The organism is Bradyrhizobium aeschynomenes (assembly GCF_013178945.1).
GTDB classification, from domain to species: Bacteria; Pseudomonadota; Alphaproteobacteria; order Rhizobiales; family Xanthobacteraceae; genus Bradyrhizobium; species Bradyrhizobium aeschynomenes.
Map to the genome: position 1 here is coordinate 672,033 of NZ_JABFDM010000002.1, position 17,483 is coordinate 689,515.

Consider the following 17,483-nt stretch of genomic DNA (forward strand, 5'->3'; position numbering starts at 1 on the left):
CGAACCCGGAATCCATACTCATGAAACCGGGTGGGGCGCGATCTGGTTGTGGCGCTGGTCTTCGTCACGCGGGCGGTCGTGGTTATGGATTCCGGGCTCGTGCTGCGCACGCCCCGGAATGACGGCGGAGAGAGTTTGCGCGCTCTCCCCACCCTCATTGCGAGGCGCCCTTGCGCCGAAGCAATCCAGGGGCCAAGTGACAGGTCTGGATTGCTGCGCTGACGCTCACGATGGCTGAACTACGACGAACTCACCTCTTGTTCACCCCCATATACCCGAACAGGAAGCCCGCCACCTTCCGCATCTGGATCTCCTCGCTGCCCTCGGTGATGCGGTAGCGGCGGTGGTGGCGGTAGATGTGCTCGAACGGCTTGTGGCGCGAATAGCCCATCCCGCCATGGACCTGGATGGCGCGGTCGGCGGCCTCGCAGCACAGGCGGTTAGCCCAGTAGTTGCACATCGAGACCTTGTCGGACAGCGTATGCTCGACCTGCGCCTGGGTGAGCTGGTCCATCTCCCAGGCGGTCTTGCGGATCAGGAGCCGCAGCATCTCCGCCTGCGTCGCCAGCTCAACCAGCGGCCACTGGATCGCCTGGTTCTCGGCCAGCGCCTTGCCGAACGGCTTCCGCTCCCGCGCGTAAGTGACGCTCTCATTGATACAGAACACCGCGGCGCCGAGCGAGCTCGCTGCCTGCCGGATGCGGTTTTCGTGCACGAAGCATTGCGCCAGCGACAGCCCGCGCCCGACCTCGCCGAACAGCGCATCCTCCGGCACGAACACGTCGGTGAAGCTGACGCGGGGATGATCCGTCGGCATGTTGAAGGTCCAGAGATACTCCTCGACCTTCACGCCCTCGGTCTTCGCCGGCACCAGGAAGCAGGTGATGCCGCGGGCATCGCCGTCATTGCCCGATGTGCGCGCGAACAGAGCGCAGTGGGTGGCGACGTGCATGCCCGTCGTCCACATCTTCTCGCCATTGATCAGCCAGCCCTTGACGTTGTCGCGGGTCGCCGGGACAGCCTTCGTTTCCATATGGGTCGCATCCGAGCCGTGGTGCGGTTCGGTGAGGCCGAAAGTGATGCGATATTTGCCGGTGATCGAGCCGTCGATCATCGCCTTCTGATCGTCGCGGCCATAGCGGTCGAGCATGGTGACGATCGGCAGATTGCCGACTATCGAATGCTCGTTCTGCAGGTCGTTGTGCAGGCCGAGCCCCTTCGAGGCGAAATGCTCCCGGATCACGGCCATCCAGAGGTTGGAGCCGTCCTTGCCGCCATAGCGCTTCGGAATCGCGAAGCGCAGGTGCCCCGCTGCGTCGGCGCGGTCCTTGGCCTTGCGCAGCAGCTGCTCCCACTCATGCCGCGGCAGGCCGCCATGCTCGAAATCGGTGCGCGCCCATTCGCGGCGATGATCGAAGAAGCGGATATTGTCGTCGGCCTCCTCGAGCGGCTTGATCTCAGCGGCGATGAAGCGGTCGAGCTCGTCGAGATAGGCGACCAGTTCCTTCGGCAAGGAAAAATCCATGGCGTGTCTCCCAGTGCGTGTCGTTGTTGTTCTTGATTGTGGTCGGGCCGGCTCTCCGCCGCGTGCTTGTGGCGCGCAGCGCGGTTGCGTATTTGGATGATTGCCAACGCAGTGAAGGCGCTAAGCTCGCGCAACGTTGCCAATCAGAAACCAGGAGGAACGGCCGATGGAGCTGAAATTCTCGAAGATCACGCGCAAGGGACCCGTCACGATCGTGACCCTCGCCCGCCCCGAGGTCTACAACGCGCTGCATACCGACGCACACTACGAGCTCGAGGCGGTGTTCGACGGCTTCGCTGCTGATCCCGAACAATGGGTCGCGATCGTCACCGGCGAGGGCGACAAGGCGTTCTGCGCCGGCAACGACCTGAAATGGCAGGCGGCCGGCGGCAAGCGCGGCTGGGGCCGAAGCGGATTCGGTGGTCTCACCTCGCGCTTCGACTGCGACAAGCCGCTGATCGCGGCCGTCAACGGCGTTGCGATGGGCGGCGGCTTCGAGATCGCGCTGGCCTGCGACCTGATCATCGCCTCCGAGAATGCAACCTTCGCCCTGCCCGAGCCGCGCGTCGGCCTTGCCGCGCTGGCCGGCGGCCTGCAGCGGCTGCCGCGCCAGATCGGCATGAAGCGCGCGATGGGCATGATCCTGACCGGCCGCCATGTCGGCGCCCGCGAGGGGCACGAGCTCGGCTTCGTCAACGAGGTGGTGCCGCAGGGCGAGGCGCTGGCCGCCGCGGAACGCTGGGCCGAGACGATCGCCAAGAACTCGCCGATGTCGATCCGCGCCTCGAAGCAGGCGATCGAGAAGGGCCTGGCCGTGTCGCTGGAGCAGGCCATCACCGAGCAGCGCGACTATCCGGCGGTGCAGGCGATGATCCATTCGCAGGACTACATCGAGGGTCCGAAGGCATTCTCGGAGAAGCGGCCGCCGAACTGGCTGGGGCGGTGACTCCTCGCTAAGCTCGTCATTCCGGGGCGCGACACAGTCGCGAGCCCGGAATCCATAACCACGATCGGGAGTATGGATTCCGGGCCTGCGCCTTACGGCGGATCCCGGAATGACAGCTGAGGTGGTGGACGGACCTGTTCCGCTCTCACCACCGTCATTGCGAGCGAAGCGCAGCAATCCAGACGGCCTCTGCAGAAACAGTCTGGATTGCTTCGTCGCTGACGCTGCTTGCAATGACGACGGAGAGTTAGGCGCCATCTTGGCCTCTCCCTGCCTCGCGCTTGTAGGAGGCATAGTTGGGCTGGTCGACAGCGAGCTTGTCGAGCGTGGTCTGCCAGAGGTGCTCCTTCAGCCCCGGCGTCGCGAGGTCGAGGGCACCGCTCGCGATCTGCTCCGCAAGCACGCGATTGAGATCGATCAACGCGCCGTCCTGTCCGAGCAGTCGCTTCAGCCGCGCATACTCCGCCGCGTCCGCCGCTGTCGCCTGGGTCAACTGCCGCACAACGAGATCCAGCGCGTTGATGCCGACGCGGAGCTTGAACGCCTGGTGACCGGAGATCAGCGGGGCGATGTCATGGCGCAGGAAATCCGCCACGGCCTGCACCAGCTCGGTCGGCGTCGGTTCGTCCTGCATCAGCCCTCCCCTCGCGGCGCCAGCAGCCGCAGCAGATCGATTTCCGTTTCCGAGGCGCGGCGGCCAATCATGGCGCGCTCCATCGAATGGTCGGGACCTTGGCGGAACCGCTGCATCATGCCGCAGCACATCACGCCCCAGCGCAAGGTGCCCATGACCTCCCAGAATTTCACCCGGTCTGCGTCCACCTTGCGGCCCGCGGCCTCGTAGCCGGCGAACAGCTCCTCGCGCGGGCCGAAGCCGCCGACGGGCTTATCGATCTCGCCGAAGCGCCAGGAGTTGACGCAGATCCAGCCGAGGTCCTCCATGGGATCGCCGAGATGGGCGAGCTCCCAGTCGAGCACGGCGAGCACCCCGTCAGTGCCGATGATGAGATTGCCGTTGCGGAAATCGCCGTGCACCAGAGACACCTCCGCAGAGGGCCCGGGATCATTCTGCGCCAGCCAGCGCAGCGCCAGATCGAATACCGGCCGCGGCCAGTCGAAGCTGCGATATTCGCGCGCGAGCTCCGCGATTTCCTTGGTCGTGCTCATCTCCCGCAAGGCCGGCAGCGCCGCGCGCGAAATGCCGTGGATGCCGGCGGCGATGCCGCCGAGCTGACGCGCCAGCCGCGGCCGTGCTTGCGCGTACTGCGGATCGCGCAGGATCTTGCGCGCAATGGTCTCACCCTCGACGCGGCGCATGATGAAGCCGGTGCCGAGATCATTCTCAGGGCTCAGCACGTGCAGCACCTCGGGCGACGGCACGCCGGCGGCGTGTGCGAGCCGCATCAAGGTGGCCTCGTTGTCGAGCCCGGCAGCGCGGCCGGGCGCCGCGCCATATCCCTTCGGCGAGCGGCGCAGGATGGCGCCGACATCGCCGTCGGGATGGACGATGTCGAAGCGCCACGTCTCCTGGCTGGCGCCGCCGGAGAGCTTTGCGGCGCCACGCACGCCGGTCGCCCCCGCCATGAACGAGGCGACGCAGCGGGACAGCTCGGTCTCGATCATTGGCCCTTGAACTTGGCGGGACGCTTCTCGAGGAACGCGCTCACACCTTCCTTGAAATCGGCGGTGCTGCCGGCGATCCGCTGCGATTGGAATTCCGCGTTGAGTTGCTCCTCGAACGAGTTCTCCGGGCTGTCCCAATACAGCCCGCGGATCTGCGCCAGCGCCACGGTCGGCCCGTTGGCGAGCTCATGGGCGAGCTTCATCGTCTCCTCCTTCAGCGCCGCGTCGTCATAGACGCGGTTGACGAGTCCCCATTGCAGCGCCGTCTCCGCCGGCAGCTTCTCGCCGAGCAGCGACAGCTCGATCGCCCGGGCCTTGCCGACGAGGCGCGGCAGCAGCCAGGTCGAGCCGCAATCCGGCACCAGGCCGATGCGGCGGAACGCCTGCAGGAAGTAGGCGGATTTCGCGCACAGGATCATGTCGCCCATCAGCGCGAAGCTCATGCCGGCGCCGGCGGCCGGGCCGTTCACCGATGTGACGATCGGGCAATGCAAATTGCGCAGCCGGCGCAGGAAGGGATGGAAGGCGGTCTCGAGCGCCGCGCCGGCATTGCTGCGGCCGGGCTTGGCCTGTGCGTTGCGCCCCTGGAGGTTGGCGCCGGTGCAGAACGCGCGTCCCGCGCCGGTGACGACGAGACAACGCACCTCGGCCTTCTTCTCCTCGATCTCGTCGAGGGCCTCGGCGAGCCCGCCGAGCATGTCCATCGAGACCGCGTTCATCACCTCCTGATGATCGAGCGTGAGGATGGCGACGGGCCCGTCGAAATCGAGCGTGACGTGCTTGAACTGCATGGTTTCCTCTCAAGAGCTTTTCGAAGGCGGCATTCTTCGCGGCGGAAATTTCGAAGCGTCGCCCGGTTCGTGCAGCATATTTGATTTTTGCGCCTCGCTTGTCCATGGTTGCGACATCCGAACAATCGAAGCGACGTACAGCGTCCTCACATCATCACGGAAACGCTCATGACCATGTTCGATCTCACCGGCCGTGTCGCCGTCGTCACCGGCGGCAATGGAGGCATAGGCCTCGGCATCGCCCAGGCACTTGCGTCCAGTGGCTGCAACGTCTCGATCTGGGGCCGCAACGCCGAGAAGAACAAGGCCGCCGCGGCGTCGATGGCCGCAGGTCCCGGCAAGGTCGACACCCAGATCTGCGACGTGACCAGCCCCGCTTCCGTCGCCGAGGCGATGCAGGCGACGCTCGATACGTTCGGCCGCGTCGACGGCTGCTTCGCCAATGCGGGCATCGGCGGTGGCGGCCGCAAGCCCTTCATCGAGCGCACCGAGGAGGAATGGCGCACGATGTTCGCGACCAATCTCGATGGCGTCTTCCACGCCTTCCAGGCCGCCGCGCGGCACATGACGGCGCGGGCGGAGGCCGGCGATGCATTCGGCCGGCTGGTTGCAACCTCGAGCCTCGCCTCGCTGTTCGGCACGGCGCGCAACGAGCACTATGCCGGGACGAAGGCCGCCCTCAATGCGCTGTGCCGCGCGCTCGCGGTCGAGCTTGCCCGCTACGGCGTCACCGCCAATGCAATCCTGCCGGGCTGGATCAAGAGCGACATGACGGCGGGCATCATGGGCAACGAGAAGTTCGTCGCCAACGTCATGCCGCGCATTCCTGTGCGCCGGTTTGGCGAACCGTCCGACTTCGGCGGCATTGCCGTGTACCTGATGAGCAAGGCGTCGTCCTATCACACCGCCGACTGCTTCGTGATCGACGGCGGCTACACGGCGTTCTGACCTCTTCAGGCGAGCGGTGAACCGGTACGCCGGTTCGCTGCCTGCAACTTTGTTCCCGTTCCGCGCTGCAAGATTTCCGAAATTTAATCCGGCCTCGGCTGCCACGCCCCCGTGACTATGGCGTTATCCCTCATCACATGACGGGGAGACTTCCAAGGGAAGGACGCCATGAAGCGCGGTGTGACGGTTTTGGCCTGTGTGTCGGCTCTGGCTGTTGCCGGCTACTTTGCGATGGCCAAATGGGGCATTCAGCACGAGAGCCGCGAGTTCTTCGACGCAGCGCGGCAGCGACCCATCAATGTCGACGTCGCCGTGCGCAAGGACTATGAAATGAAGGCCAATGCCGGGCTGTGGCGCCTGCCGGTCGCCATCATCAGCAACGGCAACACGGTGAAGAACACCGAGTACTCGTTCCTCGCCAACGTCTTTGCGGCTCGCGGCTATCTCGTCGCCAGCGTGCAGCAGGACCTGCCGACCGACCCGCCGCTCGTCACCAAGGTCGGGATGCCCTATGTCGGCCGCCTCGACGTCTACAAGAAGGGCGAAGCCAACATCCTTTGCGTGCTTGACGAGATGAAGAAGCGTCACCCGAATGCCGACTATGATCATCTGACGCTGGTCGGTCATTCCAACGGTGGCGACACTGCGATGTATTTCGCCCAGCAGCATCCGAACCTGGTCACGCAGGTGGTGACCCTCGACAATCTGCGCGTTCCCTTTGTCATCAGAGACAAGCTGAAGATCCTGTCGTTCCGTTCCGACGATCCCGAGTTCAAGACCGACCCGGGCGTGCTGCCCGCGCATGTCGACGACAAGAGCCGCATCGACATCATCAAGACCGAGTTCCAGCATACCTGGATGAGCGACCGCGGCCCCTATACGGCGCGGGAGCGGATCCAGGCGACGCTCGACAAATATCTCGGCGGCGAATCGACCAGTCAGCTGGCGCCGGCGGACACGGACAATCTGATCGTCACCAACGGAGCGGCCGCGCTGCCGTGACACGATCGAGCTGAACCTTGCTTACGACGATTGGCCCGCGGAGATCGTCGAATAGCCACGGCACAAGAAGGGGGGGCGGCTGCGCAAGCGCGCGGCCGTCCCCGTCCATTCACGATCAGTCCTGCGGCTTCTTGGCAGGCGGGCCATTCTTGTTGCCCGGCATGCCCTTGATGTTCGACGGATCCTGCGCGCTGACGTCCGGATTCTGCCGGTTGATGGTCGAGGACGAGCCGACCGTGCCGGTGTCGGTCGCCGACGGTCCGTTCTTGTTGCCGGGCGCCCCCTGGATGCCGGCTCCGGAATTCTGCGCGCTCGGCGGGGACGTGGTCTGCTGCTGCGTGCCCTGGGCCAGGGCTGACGTGGCCGAAACGATGAACGCACATGCGATCAGACTGACGATGGGTTTCATGGCGTGACCTCCTTTTGTCGCTGTTGTGCTGTTCGAACGTGGCGTCGTCGGAGCCGTTCCAGGAAACACCGAATTTCGCGGAGTGCGCCGCCGCAGCAGCACGCAGCGCTGCCCGCTTTATCGGCTTTCGCGTTGCATCACGTCCAACTACGCTGCCGTGCCCAACCGCAACAAAGGCCGCGACAATGGAATACCTCTCGACCGATCTCAGCCCGCGCGAGCGCTACAAGATCCTGACCTCCTTCGTGCTGCCGCGGCCGATCGCCTGGGTGACCACGAGAGGCGAGAATGGGGTCGTCAATGCCGCGCCATTCTCGTTCTTCAACGTGCTCGGCGAGGACCCGCCGCTCTGCGTGTTCGCAATCAATCTGCGGCCGGACGGCCGGGTCAAGGACACGCTGGTCAACATCCGCCGCAGCGGCGAATTCGTGGTGCACATCACCGACGAGCCGCTGGCCCAGGCGATGCACGAGACCGGCGGCGACTTTCCGCCTGACGTCAGCGAGCCGGATCATCTCGGCCTGAAGCTGACGCCATCGCGGACGATCGGCGTGCCGCGGCTGTCCGAGGCGCCGTTCGCCATGGAGTGCAAGATCTGGCAGCTGATCGACGTCAACGGCGACCGCGTGCTGGTGTTGGGCGAAGGCCTCGCATTTCACATCCGCGACGAGCTCTGGGACACCGAGAAGATGCGGGTGGAGATGGAGCTGTTCCACCCGGTCGGCCGCATGTTCGCCGACCGCTACTGCCGTACCAATGACCGGATGGATTTCCCGCCGGCAAAGGGACTCGGCTGAGGACCTTTTCGTCATTGCGAGCGAAGCGACTTGTCCGCCGAAGCTCGATGAGCGAAGGCGGACACAATCCAGAGCGGAGCGCGAAAGACTGTGTTCGCCGAGACGGCTGTGGGGCGCGATTTGCTCACCAGCTGTAGCGCGGATGAGCGTAGCGATATCCGGGGTATCTCGTGCTGCGTCGGTGAACCCGGATGTCGCTGCGCTCATCCGGGCTGCCAGGCTATGACAACAACTACGTGCTCTGGCCGGCCTTATCCTGCGTCTTGGTGTCGAAATCGCCGGCGTCGTGGCGCTCGTGGAGCTGGCTCTTGGGATCGCCGGAGACGCGGTTGACCATGCGGCCGCGCTTCACGGGGACACGTTGCGCGATCTGGTCGGTCCAGCGCTGCACGTTCTTGTAGTCCTGCACCGAGAGGAACTCGCCGCCTTCGTACAGCAGACCCTTGGCAAGCGCGCCGTACCACGGCCACACCGCGATGTCGGCGATGGTGTAGTCGGGGCCGGCGAGATACTCGCTGTCGGCAAGACGGCGATCGAGCACGTCGAGCTGGCGCTTCACCTCCATCGCGAAACGGTCGATGGCGTATTCGATCTTGGTCGGCGCATAGGCATAGAAGTGGCCGAAGCCGCCGCCGAGATAGGGCGCAGCGCCCATCTGCCAGAACAGCCAGGACAGGCATTCGGCGCGCTTGGCCGGCTCGGTCGGCAGCAAGGCGCCAAACTTCTCGGCGAGATAGACCAGGATCGCGCCGGACTCGAACACGCGGATCGGCTCCGGTCCGCTGCGGTCCAAGAGCGCCGGGATCTTCGAGTTCGGATTGATCGCCACGAATCCGGAGCCGAACTGGTCGCCCTCGCCGATGCGGATCAGCCATGCGTCGTACTCGGCGCCGGCGTGACCGAGCGCCAGCAGCTCCTCCAGCATCACGGTAACCTTCACGCCGTTGGGCGTTCCCAGCGAATAGAGCTGCAAGGGATGACGGCCGACAGGCAATTCCTTGTCATGCGTGGGACCTGCGATCGGCCGGTTGATATTGGCGAAGCGACCGCCGCTGGCCTTGTTCCAGGTCCAGACCTTGGGCGGGACGTAGCTGTTCTGTTCGGACACGAGAAACTCCGGCATGAGCGGCAAGGGAATGAAGGTTCTAGGCGCATATGCCGTGAAGCGGAAGCCATGCCGCGCGCGGGCGCCATCCGCATTTTCTGCATTGCGCGGTCGAACCTGCGATGACAGAACGGAGACAAGACAACAATGACGGTCCGTGGCGGGCCGGCCTCTGGAAACGCCGATGACTGCAAGTGCCCTGCCCCCGGACCGCATTCCCGTCATCGTCGGCGTGGGCGAGATCGTCGATCGCCCGAAGGAGATCCGCGACGGCCTCGAGCCGCTGGCGCTGCTCGAACAGGCGATCCGCCGCGCGGAAAACGACGCCGGCGCCAGGCTGATTCACGACGCCGGCTCGCTCGACGTCGTCAACTTCCTGAGCTGGCGCTATCGCGATCCGGAGCGGCTGCTCGCGCAGCGGCTCGGCATCAGCCCGTCGCATTGTCACTACGGGCCGGTCGGCGGCGAGAGCCCGATCCGGTTCCTGCACGAGGCAGCCCTGCGCATCGCGCGCGGCGAATGCCAGGTTGCCGTGGTCTGCGGCGCGGAGGCGCAGTCCACCGCAACCAAGGCCGAGCGCGCGGGCGTACAGCTGCCATGGACTCCATTCGCCCATGACGTCGAGGAGCCGAAGCGCGGCGCCGCGTTCCAGAAGCCGCTCGCGGTGAAGCTCGGCGTGTTTCGCCCGGTCTCGGTCTATCCGTTCTACGAGGTCGCGAGCGCCGCCAGATGGGGCCAGACGCCGCGGCAGGCGCTCGCCGAATCCGGCGAGCTGTGGTCGCGCTTCTCGGCGGTCGCGGCCTACAATCCGAATGCCTGGCTGAAGCGGCACTTTGCGCCCGAGGAGATCACGACGGCGTCGGTGGACAACCGCCCGATCGCCTGGCCCTACACCAAGCTGATGGTGGCCAATCCCATGGTCAACATGGGCGCGGCGCTGATCCTCACCAGCCTTGCGAAGGCCCGCGCCGCCGGCATTGCCGACAACCGGATGATCTATCCGCTCGGCGGCGCGTCGGCCGAGGATCCGCGGGACTATCTCACTCGTGATCAGTTCGCCGAGAGCCATCCGCAGAACGCGGTGCTGCAGGCGGCGATGAACCTGGTCGGCGGCACAGGCGCGGCGTTCGACGTCATCGAGCTCTACAGCTGCTTTCCCTGCGTGCCGAAGATGGCGCGGCGAACCCTCGGACTCGGCGCCGACGTCGAGCCGACCGTCACCGGCGGCCTGACCTTCTTCGGCGCGCCGCTCAACACCTACATGACCCACGCCGCCTGCGCGATGGTGCGGCGGCTCCGCGGCGGCGCCAGGCGCGGCCTGCTGTACGGCCAGGGCGGCTTCGTCACCAAGCATCATGCACTGGTGATCTCGCGCGAGCCGCCCTCGTCGCTGTCGCAGGAGGTGAGCGTGCAGGCGGAGGCCGATCGTCACCGCAGCGCCGCGCCGGAGTTCGTCAGCGAGGCTGGCGGCAACGCCAAGGTCGAGAGCTTCACCGCGCTTCATGGTCGCAACGGCGAGGTCGAGCATGGCGTGGTGATGTTACGCACGGAGCAGGACAAGCGCACGCTCGCGCGCGTATCGGCACAGGACGAGGCGACGCTCGTGCGGCTGATGGATCTGGACAGAACGCCCGTCGGCACGGTCGGCACCATCACCATGGCTGCCGATGGCGTCCCGCAGTGGCGCGCGAATTAGCACCGCCTCCGTCATCCGCCGTCAGATTGCAGTTCACACCTCCCGCGCCTCGCGCTGCCAGCGAGCGTAAGCCGTGTCCCAATCGGGTTCGGTATCAGCTGCAAAACCGAGCGTCCTGCCGCCGCCGAGATCGCGGAAGCCGAGCATGGCGCGACGATGCGCGCCGCTTCTCACATAGGCGCGCATGCTGGCCTCGTCGGTCCAGACCGTCAGCGTGTGATAGACGCCATCGACCGGGCGCAGCACGACACCCAGATTGCCGGGCGCGCTGCGCGCCTGCCGCACGGCACGCAGCGTGTGCCACCAGAACCGCGCCAGGCGCAGCAGCCCGCGGTGTGGACGGAAGCCGGTGACGGAGACATAGACGCCCATCGCGCGCTCCTGGATCGCGAGCCGCCGCGCAGCTCGATCTGTCCGGGCGGCGTGTCATGGACCAAACGATGCTCGGCGCGGATTGGATGCCTCGGCCTGGTCAGCAGCGCGCCGGCTCAGCGCCGCGCGGCAGCCGGAGCGGATCTCGGCGCCGCGTCGGCGGGCAACGCGCCGGTCGTCTCGGGGCCGGGCTGCCGCGGATCGCTGTCGCCGGCGAGTTGCTGGTCGCGCCGACGCGCGAGCGCATCGTTGCGGCGAGCCACGGCGGTCGCAAGCTCCGGGTTCAGCTTCAGGGCCTGGTTGAAATCGGCGAGCGCACGATCGTAGCGCCCCTTGGCGAGCCAGACCGCGCCGCGGTCGCTATACAACTCGGCGTCGCTGAAGCTCATGCGCACGGCCCGATCGAGATCCACCAGCGCCTCATCGAGCTCGCCCGTCCGCTGCAGCGCCAGCGCGCGATCGTGAAGCAGCGCCGGATTGTTCGGATCGAGCCGGATCGCCCGCTCATAGTCGGCCACGGCGCGGTCCCACCGCCCCCTGCGGCCAAGGTCCCTGGCGCGATAGCGGTAGAGGTCGGCATTTCGCGGTGCGAGCCGGATTGCCTCGTCCAAATCGGCAATGGCGCCGTCGAGATCACCTTGCTGGCTGCGCTCCAGCCCGCGCCTGACGAAGCCTGCGGCAGTGGTCGGAGACGCCGGCAAGACCCGCTCTTCTGAGGTGGCCTCCGTTGCCGGCGCCGGCGCCGGCGCCGGGCTGCTCGCGGCCACCGGCGGCGATGCCGGCAGCACCGCGCCGGTTGCGTCCTGCGCCGCGGACGCCGCATCGAGAAGCGGCTCCGATCGGGATTGAGGGGGCGGCTGCAGTGCGACGGAGCGCGTGGCCTCCGGTCGACTCGTCCAATCGGCGAGCGATGGAAACAGCAGGATCTCGATCCCGATCAGGATCGCGCTGAGCACCGTGGTCGCGGCAATGAACTGCAGGACCGCGTCCCAGCGCTCGCGGCGGATGCGCGCGCGCTCTGAGGCAAGGTCATCGTCATAATCGGCGCGCAGACCCGGGTCGCTCAGGATCTTGTAGGCAAGGATGATGATCTTGAGCTGGTGCTCCGACGCCGCATCGCCACCTCCTCTGAGATCGGGATGATGGGCCTTCGCGGCCTGTCGGAACGCGCGCTTGATCGTACCGAGATCGGCGCGCGGCGAAACCCCGAGCACCTCGTAATGCGTTTTCATAATTCAGCCTCGCGGCCCCCTCCCGCACTCCGTTCGGAATCATGCGGACAGCATGTCGAGCGCATAATGGGCGCCATCGCGAACGAGCCGGCCAAATCCGGGCCATGGAAAATGCGAGCCGCAGATCAGCATGCTGTCTGCGACCACCCTGTCGAGCAATCTGCGCCGGCTGACCTCGGCAGCCGGACCGTCCTGGTCATAGGCCCCGTGCCATCCGGGATGGCGCAGGCTGAGCGCCGGCACATAGGCCGTGTCGCCCGAGATCATCAGTTGCTCCTGGCCGGAGCTGAGATGAAAGGCGGTATGTCCCGGCGTGTGGCCGGGGACGCTGACGAAATGAATGCCGGGCACCACCTCGTCCTGCCCCTCGACCGGCAGCACGTTCTTCCAGCCGGGGATGACGCTCTGGATGCGCCGGGCGAGCGCCTGGCGCCACGGCGGCAGGCGACTGGTCAGCGACGGATCGGTCCAGAACTTGTACTCGGCCGCAGCCACGATGATCTCCGCATTGGGAAATACGGGCGCATTGCTGTCCTCGCCGAGCAGTCCGAAAATATGATCGGGATGGAAATGCGAAATCAGGATGGTGTCGATGTCCTGGGGACGAAGGCCGGCCGCTTTCAGATTGTCCAGCATGCGGCCCGACACGAAGATCGAGTCCGAATTGTAGCCCTGTACCTGCCCGCCGCCGCCGGCGTCACACAGCACGGTCTTGCCCTTCAGCCGCACCACATAGGTGCAGATCGGAACGGGGACGAAGGCGGGGCTGAGGCCGGCCGCGCGCAGCGCCGCCTTGACGTCATTGACGCCGGCATTGCTGAGGAAGCCCGCCTCGTGCGGCTTCTCCCAGATGCCGTCATAGAGTGCGATCACCTCGGCATCGCCGATGGCGATCCGGCGAAAGCCACGCTCCGGATCCTGGGTGCGGCGTCGTGGCTTCGCGGCGACGGCGAGCGGCGCATCGAGACCGAAGGCCGCGGCGGCGATCGCAGCCGACAGCACCAAAGTCCTGCGCGAGGGTTCGCACGCGATCACATTGCCCGCCACGTATTTGCACCGCTGGTTGAACAAACCTCGGATGCAAGGAACCTTTGCACCTTAGCGGGATTATGGCGCGATGACGGCGTTTGTGGCCGGTCGGTTCTGTGTGAGGTGTTTGCAACGGTGCAGTGCAAACAGACCGTGTCAGACGTTGCGACTGATTTGCAGATCCGTAGCAGCGCCGAGGTCAACGCCTCGTTCGAGCATCGAACGTAAACAGCGGCCGTTGCCGGCCGCTGTCATTAGCTGAGCGAGCGCGCCCGATCAGGCGGCGCGCACCGATTGCAGGAAACGGCTCACCTCCTGCTTCAGCTTCTGGCTGTCGCCCGACAGCTGGCGGGCGGCGGTGAGAACCTGCCCGGATGTATCGCCGGTCTCGCTGGCGCCGCGCTGGACGTCGGTGATGTTCGACGAGACCTGCTGGGTGCCGGTCGCAGCGTGCTGAATGTTGCGCGAGATCTCGGAGGTCGCCGCACCCTGCTCCTCCACGGCGGCGGCGACGGTGGCCGAAATTTCCGACAGCCGTTCGATCGTGACCGAGATCTCCCTGATCGCCGTCACCGACTCCTGGGTCGCGCTCTGGATACTGCCGATCTGCTGGCCAATCTCACCAGTCGCCTTGGCGGTCTGCTCGGCCAGCGCCTTCACCTCGGAGGCGACGACCGCGAAGCCGCGGCCGGCTTCACCGGCGCGCGCCGCTTCGATGGTGGCGTTGAGCGCCAGCAGGTTAGTCTGGCCGGCGATGGTGTTAATCAGCTCGACCACGTCGCCGATGCGGGTGGCGGCCTTGGACAGTTCGCCGACACGATCGTTGGTGCGGCGTGCCTGCTCGACCGCATCGGAGGCGATGCGCGCCGATTCCTGCACCTGGCGGCTGATCTCCCTGACCGACGAAGTCAGCTCCTCGGTCGCCGAGGCGACGGCCTGAACGTTCGCGGAGGCTTCCTCCGAGGCCGCGGCCACCGTGGTCGAAAGCTCCTGCCCGCGCGTCGCGGTGCCCGACAACGAGTTGGCCGAGCTCTCCAGTTCGCTCGATGCCGAGGAGACGGTCTCGACGATGTTGCCGACCGCGCTTTCGAAGCTGTCAGCGAGCCGCGACATCTCCTGCTTGCGCGAGATGGCGGCGCGCTTCTCCTGCTCCATGAGCTCGCGCGCATTGAAGCGCACCATCGTCTGCACGGTCTGCAGATTGCGCAAGGCGCGGCCGATCTCGTCGTCGCGCTCGATACGCATCCGGGTGTCGAGCTTGCCCTGCGTGATGCTCTCCATGGTCTCGTTGACATGATCGAGCGGACCCACGATGACATGCATCGTTCGCAAACCGACCAGGCCGCAGAGCAGCACGCCGGCGGCCGCGATGCCCGCGCCGGTCATGCCGGCGAGCCCGCCGCCGCCGAACGACATCACGCCGAGCACGATCAGGAACAGGGTCTGCAGACCCAGCAGCGTCCGCAGCCGGGACGCAATCGTCCCGGTGAACATTGCGAGATGATCGAACACCGAGCGGCGGCGGACGATGCCGTCATCGATCTTGTAGCCATGCGGCTTCTTATCGCGGATCGCCGCGTAGACCTGCTCGGCCTCGGCGCGCTGATCGGACGGCAGCTTGGTGCGCACCGACGTGTAGCCGACGACCTGGCCGTCCTTGCGGATCGGCGACGCCGTCGCCAGCACCCAGTAATAGTCCCCGTTCTTGCGGCGGTTCTTGACCGCGCCGACCCAGGGCCGCCCCGCCTTCAGCGTGGTCCAGAGATTGTCGAACGCCTCGGGCGGCATGTCGGGATGACGGACGATGTTGTGCGGCTGTCCCATCAGCTCGGCCTCGGTGAAGCCGGCGGCGTCGACAAAGTCCTGGTTGAAGAATGTCAGCTTCCCCTTCGCGTCGGTCTTCGACACGATCAGGGTGTCATCCGTGATCGGATATTCGACATTGGTAACGGGCAGGTTCTTACGCATGGCGCGGCTTCCAATTTGTAATGATGGCCAGGAGGTCATGCCCGCACTGGCATGATTAATTGTTCAGCAATCGATCTACAGATTGTCGCAGCCGCTGATTAACCCAAGATAAAATGATACAACCGCGAAACTACGGTTCTTCGGGTATGTGCTCCCAGGTTGAGTAAGCGCCCAGTCGCCACGAGGGGCCAGCAAACGAAAACGGCGGCAACCATGTTGCCGCCGTGAGCCGAATGGGCTGCTACCGTGAATCAGGCCGCGCGAACCGTTTGCAGGAAGCGCGAGACTTCGGCCTTCAGGCGATTGCTGTCAGACGACAGCGCCTGTGCGGCGGACAGAACCTCCGACGAGGCCGAGCCGGTCTCGTTGGCGCCGCGCTGAACCTCGATGATGTTGGTGGACACGTCCTTGGTGCCCTGCGAGGCGTGCTGGACGTTGCGCGAGATCTCCTGCGTGGCCGCGCCCTGCTGCTCGACGGCAGCGGCAATCGTCGAAGCGATCTCCGACAGCCGCTCGATGGTGCCCGAAATCTCCTTGATGGCGCCGACCGATTCCTGGGTCGCACTCTGGATGCCGGAGATCTGCTGACCGATCTCGCCGGTCGCCTTCGAGGTCTGCTCGGCCAGCGCCTTGACCTCGGTGGCGACCACCGCAAAGCCACGGCCAGCCTCACCGGCGCGCGCCGCCTCGATGGTGGCGTTGAGCGCCAGCAGATTGGTCTGGCCCGCGATGGTGTTGATGAGCTCGACCACGTCGCCGATCCGCGCGGCGGCCTTGGACAGTTCGCTCACCTGCTCATTGGTCCGGCGTGCCTGGCTGACGGCTTCGCCCGCCATGCGCGCCGATTCCTGCACCTGACGGCTGATCTCGGTCACCGACGACGACAGTTCCTCGGTCGCGGAGGCGACCGACTGCACGTTGCTCGAGGCGAGCTCCGAGGCCGAGCTCACGGTCGTGGTCAGCTCCTGCGCGCGATCGGCGGAGCGGCTCAGCATATTGGCCGAGGTCTCCAGCCGTCCCGATGCGCTGGAGACGGCATTGACGATGTCGCCGACGGTCTGCTCGAAGCGCCCGGCAAGATCCATCATGTCGCGGCGGCGATTCTCGGCCTGACGTCGCTCCGTCTCCTTCTGCTCGGCTTCGAGCGCCTGGACCCGGATCGCGTTGTCCTTGAAGATCTGCACGGCTTTCGCCATGTCGCCGACTTCGTCGCGGCGATCGGAATAGGGAATCATGACGCTGAGATCGTTGGCGGCGAGACGTCCCATCGCGGCGGTCATGCTGGTGATACCGCGCGTGACCGTGCCGTTGAGGACGAATAGCGCGATCACCGCGATCGCGGCCATGACGATGCCGCCGGTGACGATCGCCGTCCGCGACGAGGCCAGGGCCGCGTCGGCGGCATCAGCGCGCGCCTGCAGCAGGGACGCTTCGGCGTCGATGACCTCCTTCACCAGCCCGCGCAGACCGTCCATGTACTTCTTGCCGGCGCCGGAGGCCTCGAGGTTACGTGCCTCGGCCACCATCTGCGGATTGCGCATCAGCGCGATCTCTTTTTCAGCCACGTCCTGGCGCCAGGCGGCCGCCGCCTTCTCGATCTGCTCGAAGCGGCGCTGCTGAGCCGGATTGTCGGACGTCAAGCGCTTCACTTCAGCCAGCGCCTTCTTGAAGGCCGCATCCGAATTCTTGTAGGGCTCGAGGAAGTTGTCGGTTCCGCCGACCAGGAAGCCGCGCACGCCGGTCTCGGCATCGACCATCGCGGAGACGAGCGCCTTCGTCTGATCGATCACCTGATAGGTATGAACCGTCCATTGATTGTTCTGGGCCAGCGTGGACAGGTTCTGCCATGTGATCATGCTGGCGATCACGGACACGACCATCGTCATCAGGAAGGCGGCGGCAAGCTTGCGCGACGTCTTCATGTTCAGCAGAAGCGAGAGCATGCGAATCCTCTAAGGAGTTGGGGTCCCCCCGCAGCAGGCAGAAGGCGACTTGACATGGCGTGACGACAATTCCCCATGACAATTAAAGCAGGCGTTA

The 17,483-nt window shown here is 65.8% G+C and carries 16 protein-coding genes; 5 read left to right on the forward strand and 11 right to left on the reverse strand.

What is annotated here, in order from left to right; all coding sequences use genetic code 11:
* Positions 1-250: 250 nt before the first annotated feature.
* Positions 251-1,525, reverse strand: a complete 1,275-nt coding sequence (locus HL666_RS07680; protein WP_172180686.1) for an acyl-CoA dehydrogenase family protein — start codon at positions 1,523-1,525, stop codon at positions 251-253.
* A gap of 166 nt (positions 1,526-1,691) precedes the next feature.
* On the opposite strand from HL666_RS07680, the gene HL666_RS07685 reads away from it, so the two are divergent.
* The gene (locus HL666_RS07685; protein WP_172112025.1) at positions 1,692-2,471 is read left to right on the forward strand and encodes an enoyl-CoA hydratase-related protein; all 780 of its coding nucleotides are present in this window, start codon (positions 1,692-1,694) and stop codon (positions 2,469-2,471) included.
* A 247-nt stretch (positions 2,472-2,718) separates the two neighbouring features.
* Here HL666_RS07685 and HL666_RS07690 read toward each other — a convergent pair whose 3' ends face one another.
* From HL666_RS07690 to HL666_RS07700, 3 genes are read right to left on the reverse strand one after another with little or no spacing between them, the layout of a single operon-like run.
* The gene (locus HL666_RS07690) at positions 2,719-3,105 is read right to left on the reverse strand and encodes a DUF6285 domain-containing protein (RefSeq protein WP_172180688.1); all 387 of its coding nucleotides are present in this window, start codon (positions 3,103-3,105) and stop codon (positions 2,719-2,721) included.
* A complete protein-coding gene (locus tag HL666_RS07695; protein ID WP_172180690.1) occupies positions 3,105-4,094 on the reverse strand; it encodes a phosphotransferase family protein in 990 nt (329 codons plus the stop codon). Before HL666_RS07695 ends, HL666_RS07690 begins: the two co-directional genes overlap by 1 nt.
* Entirely contained in the window at positions 4,091-4,885 is a 795-nt protein-coding gene (locus HL666_RS07700; protein WP_172112022.1) for an enoyl-CoA hydratase/isomerase, read from the reverse strand. The genes HL666_RS07695 and HL666_RS07700 overlap by 4 nt, the downstream gene beginning before the upstream one ends.
* A 168-nt stretch (positions 4,886-5,053) precedes the next feature.
* On the opposite strand from HL666_RS07700, the gene HL666_RS07705 reads away from it, so the two are divergent.
* Positions 5,054-5,833, forward strand: a complete 780-nt coding sequence (locus HL666_RS07705; protein ID WP_172112021.1) for an SDR family NAD(P)-dependent oxidoreductase — start codon at positions 5,054-5,056, stop codon at positions 5,831-5,833.
* 168 nt (positions 5,834-6,001) lie between these two features.
* Positions 6,002-6,835 carry an alpha/beta fold hydrolase gene (locus HL666_RS07710; protein ID WP_172180692.1) on the forward strand — a complete coding sequence of 278 codons (834 nt, stop codon included), beginning with the start codon at positions 6,002-6,004 and terminating at the stop codon, positions 6,833-6,835.
* Positions 6,836-6,950: 115 nt separating this feature from the next.
* Here the strand turns inward: HL666_RS07710 and HL666_RS07715 are convergent, their stop codons facing one another.
* Positions 6,951-7,244 carry a hypothetical protein gene (locus tag HL666_RS07715; RefSeq protein WP_172112019.1) on the reverse strand — a complete coding sequence of 98 codons (294 nt, stop codon included), beginning with the start codon at positions 7,242-7,244 and terminating at the stop codon, positions 6,951-6,953.
* A gap of 185 nt (positions 7,245-7,429) precedes the next feature.
* Here HL666_RS07715 and HL666_RS07720 point away from each other — a divergent pair, with 185 nt between their 5' ends.
* On the forward strand, positions 7,430-8,041 hold the full coding sequence (locus tag HL666_RS07720) for a flavin reductase family protein (protein ID WP_172112018.1): 612 nt from the start codon (positions 7,430-7,432) through the stop codon (positions 8,039-8,041).
* A 232-nt stretch (positions 8,042-8,273) separates the two neighbouring features.
* Here the strand turns inward: HL666_RS07720 and yghU are convergent, their stop codons facing one another.
* Positions 8,274-9,149, reverse strand: a complete 876-nt coding sequence (gene yghU / locus HL666_RS07725; RefSeq protein ID WP_172180694.1) for a glutathione-dependent disulfide-bond oxidoreductase — start codon at positions 9,147-9,149, stop codon at positions 8,274-8,276.
* Between the two features lie 181 nt (positions 9,150-9,330).
* On the opposite strand from yghU, the gene HL666_RS07730 reads away from it, so the two are divergent.
* Positions 9,331-10,842 (forward strand): acetyl-CoA acetyltransferase, encoded by a 1,512-nt coding sequence (locus HL666_RS07730; protein WP_172180696.1) that lies wholly within the window; start codon positions 9,331-9,333, stop codon positions 10,840-10,842.
* A 33-nt stretch (positions 10,843-10,875) separates the two neighbouring features.
* On the opposite strand, the gene HL666_RS07735 is transcribed toward HL666_RS07730, so the two are convergent.
* The 5 genes from HL666_RS07735 to HL666_RS07755 form a co-directional block, all read right to left on the reverse strand.
* Positions 10,876-11,214, reverse strand: a complete 339-nt coding sequence (locus HL666_RS07735) for an antibiotic biosynthesis monooxygenase (RefSeq protein ID WP_172112015.1) — start codon at positions 11,212-11,214, stop codon at positions 10,876-10,878.
* A gap of 116 nt (positions 11,215-11,330) precedes the next feature.
* Positions 11,331-12,446, reverse strand: coding sequence for a J domain-containing protein (locus HL666_RS07740; protein WP_172180698.1), 1,116 nt, complete (start codon positions 12,444-12,446; stop codon positions 11,331-11,333).
* Positions 12,447-12,485: 39 nt separating this feature from the next.
* Entirely contained in the window at positions 12,486-13,448 is a 963-nt protein-coding gene (locus HL666_RS07745; protein ID WP_311975703.1) for an MBL fold metallo-hydrolase, read from the reverse strand.
* A 303-nt stretch (positions 13,449-13,751) separates the two neighbouring features.
* Positions 13,752-15,443: a methyl-accepting chemotaxis protein gene (locus HL666_RS07750; RefSeq protein WP_172112013.1), complete on the reverse strand. Its 1,692-nt coding sequence runs from the start codon at positions 15,441-15,443 to the stop codon at positions 13,752-13,754.
* 251 nt (positions 15,444-15,694) lie between these two features.
* Complete coding sequence (locus HL666_RS07755) at positions 15,695-17,323, reverse strand: methyl-accepting chemotaxis protein (protein ID WP_172180974.1); 1,629 nt, start codon at positions 17,321-17,323, stop codon at positions 15,695-15,697.
* Positions 17,324-17,483: the final 160 nt, after the last annotated feature.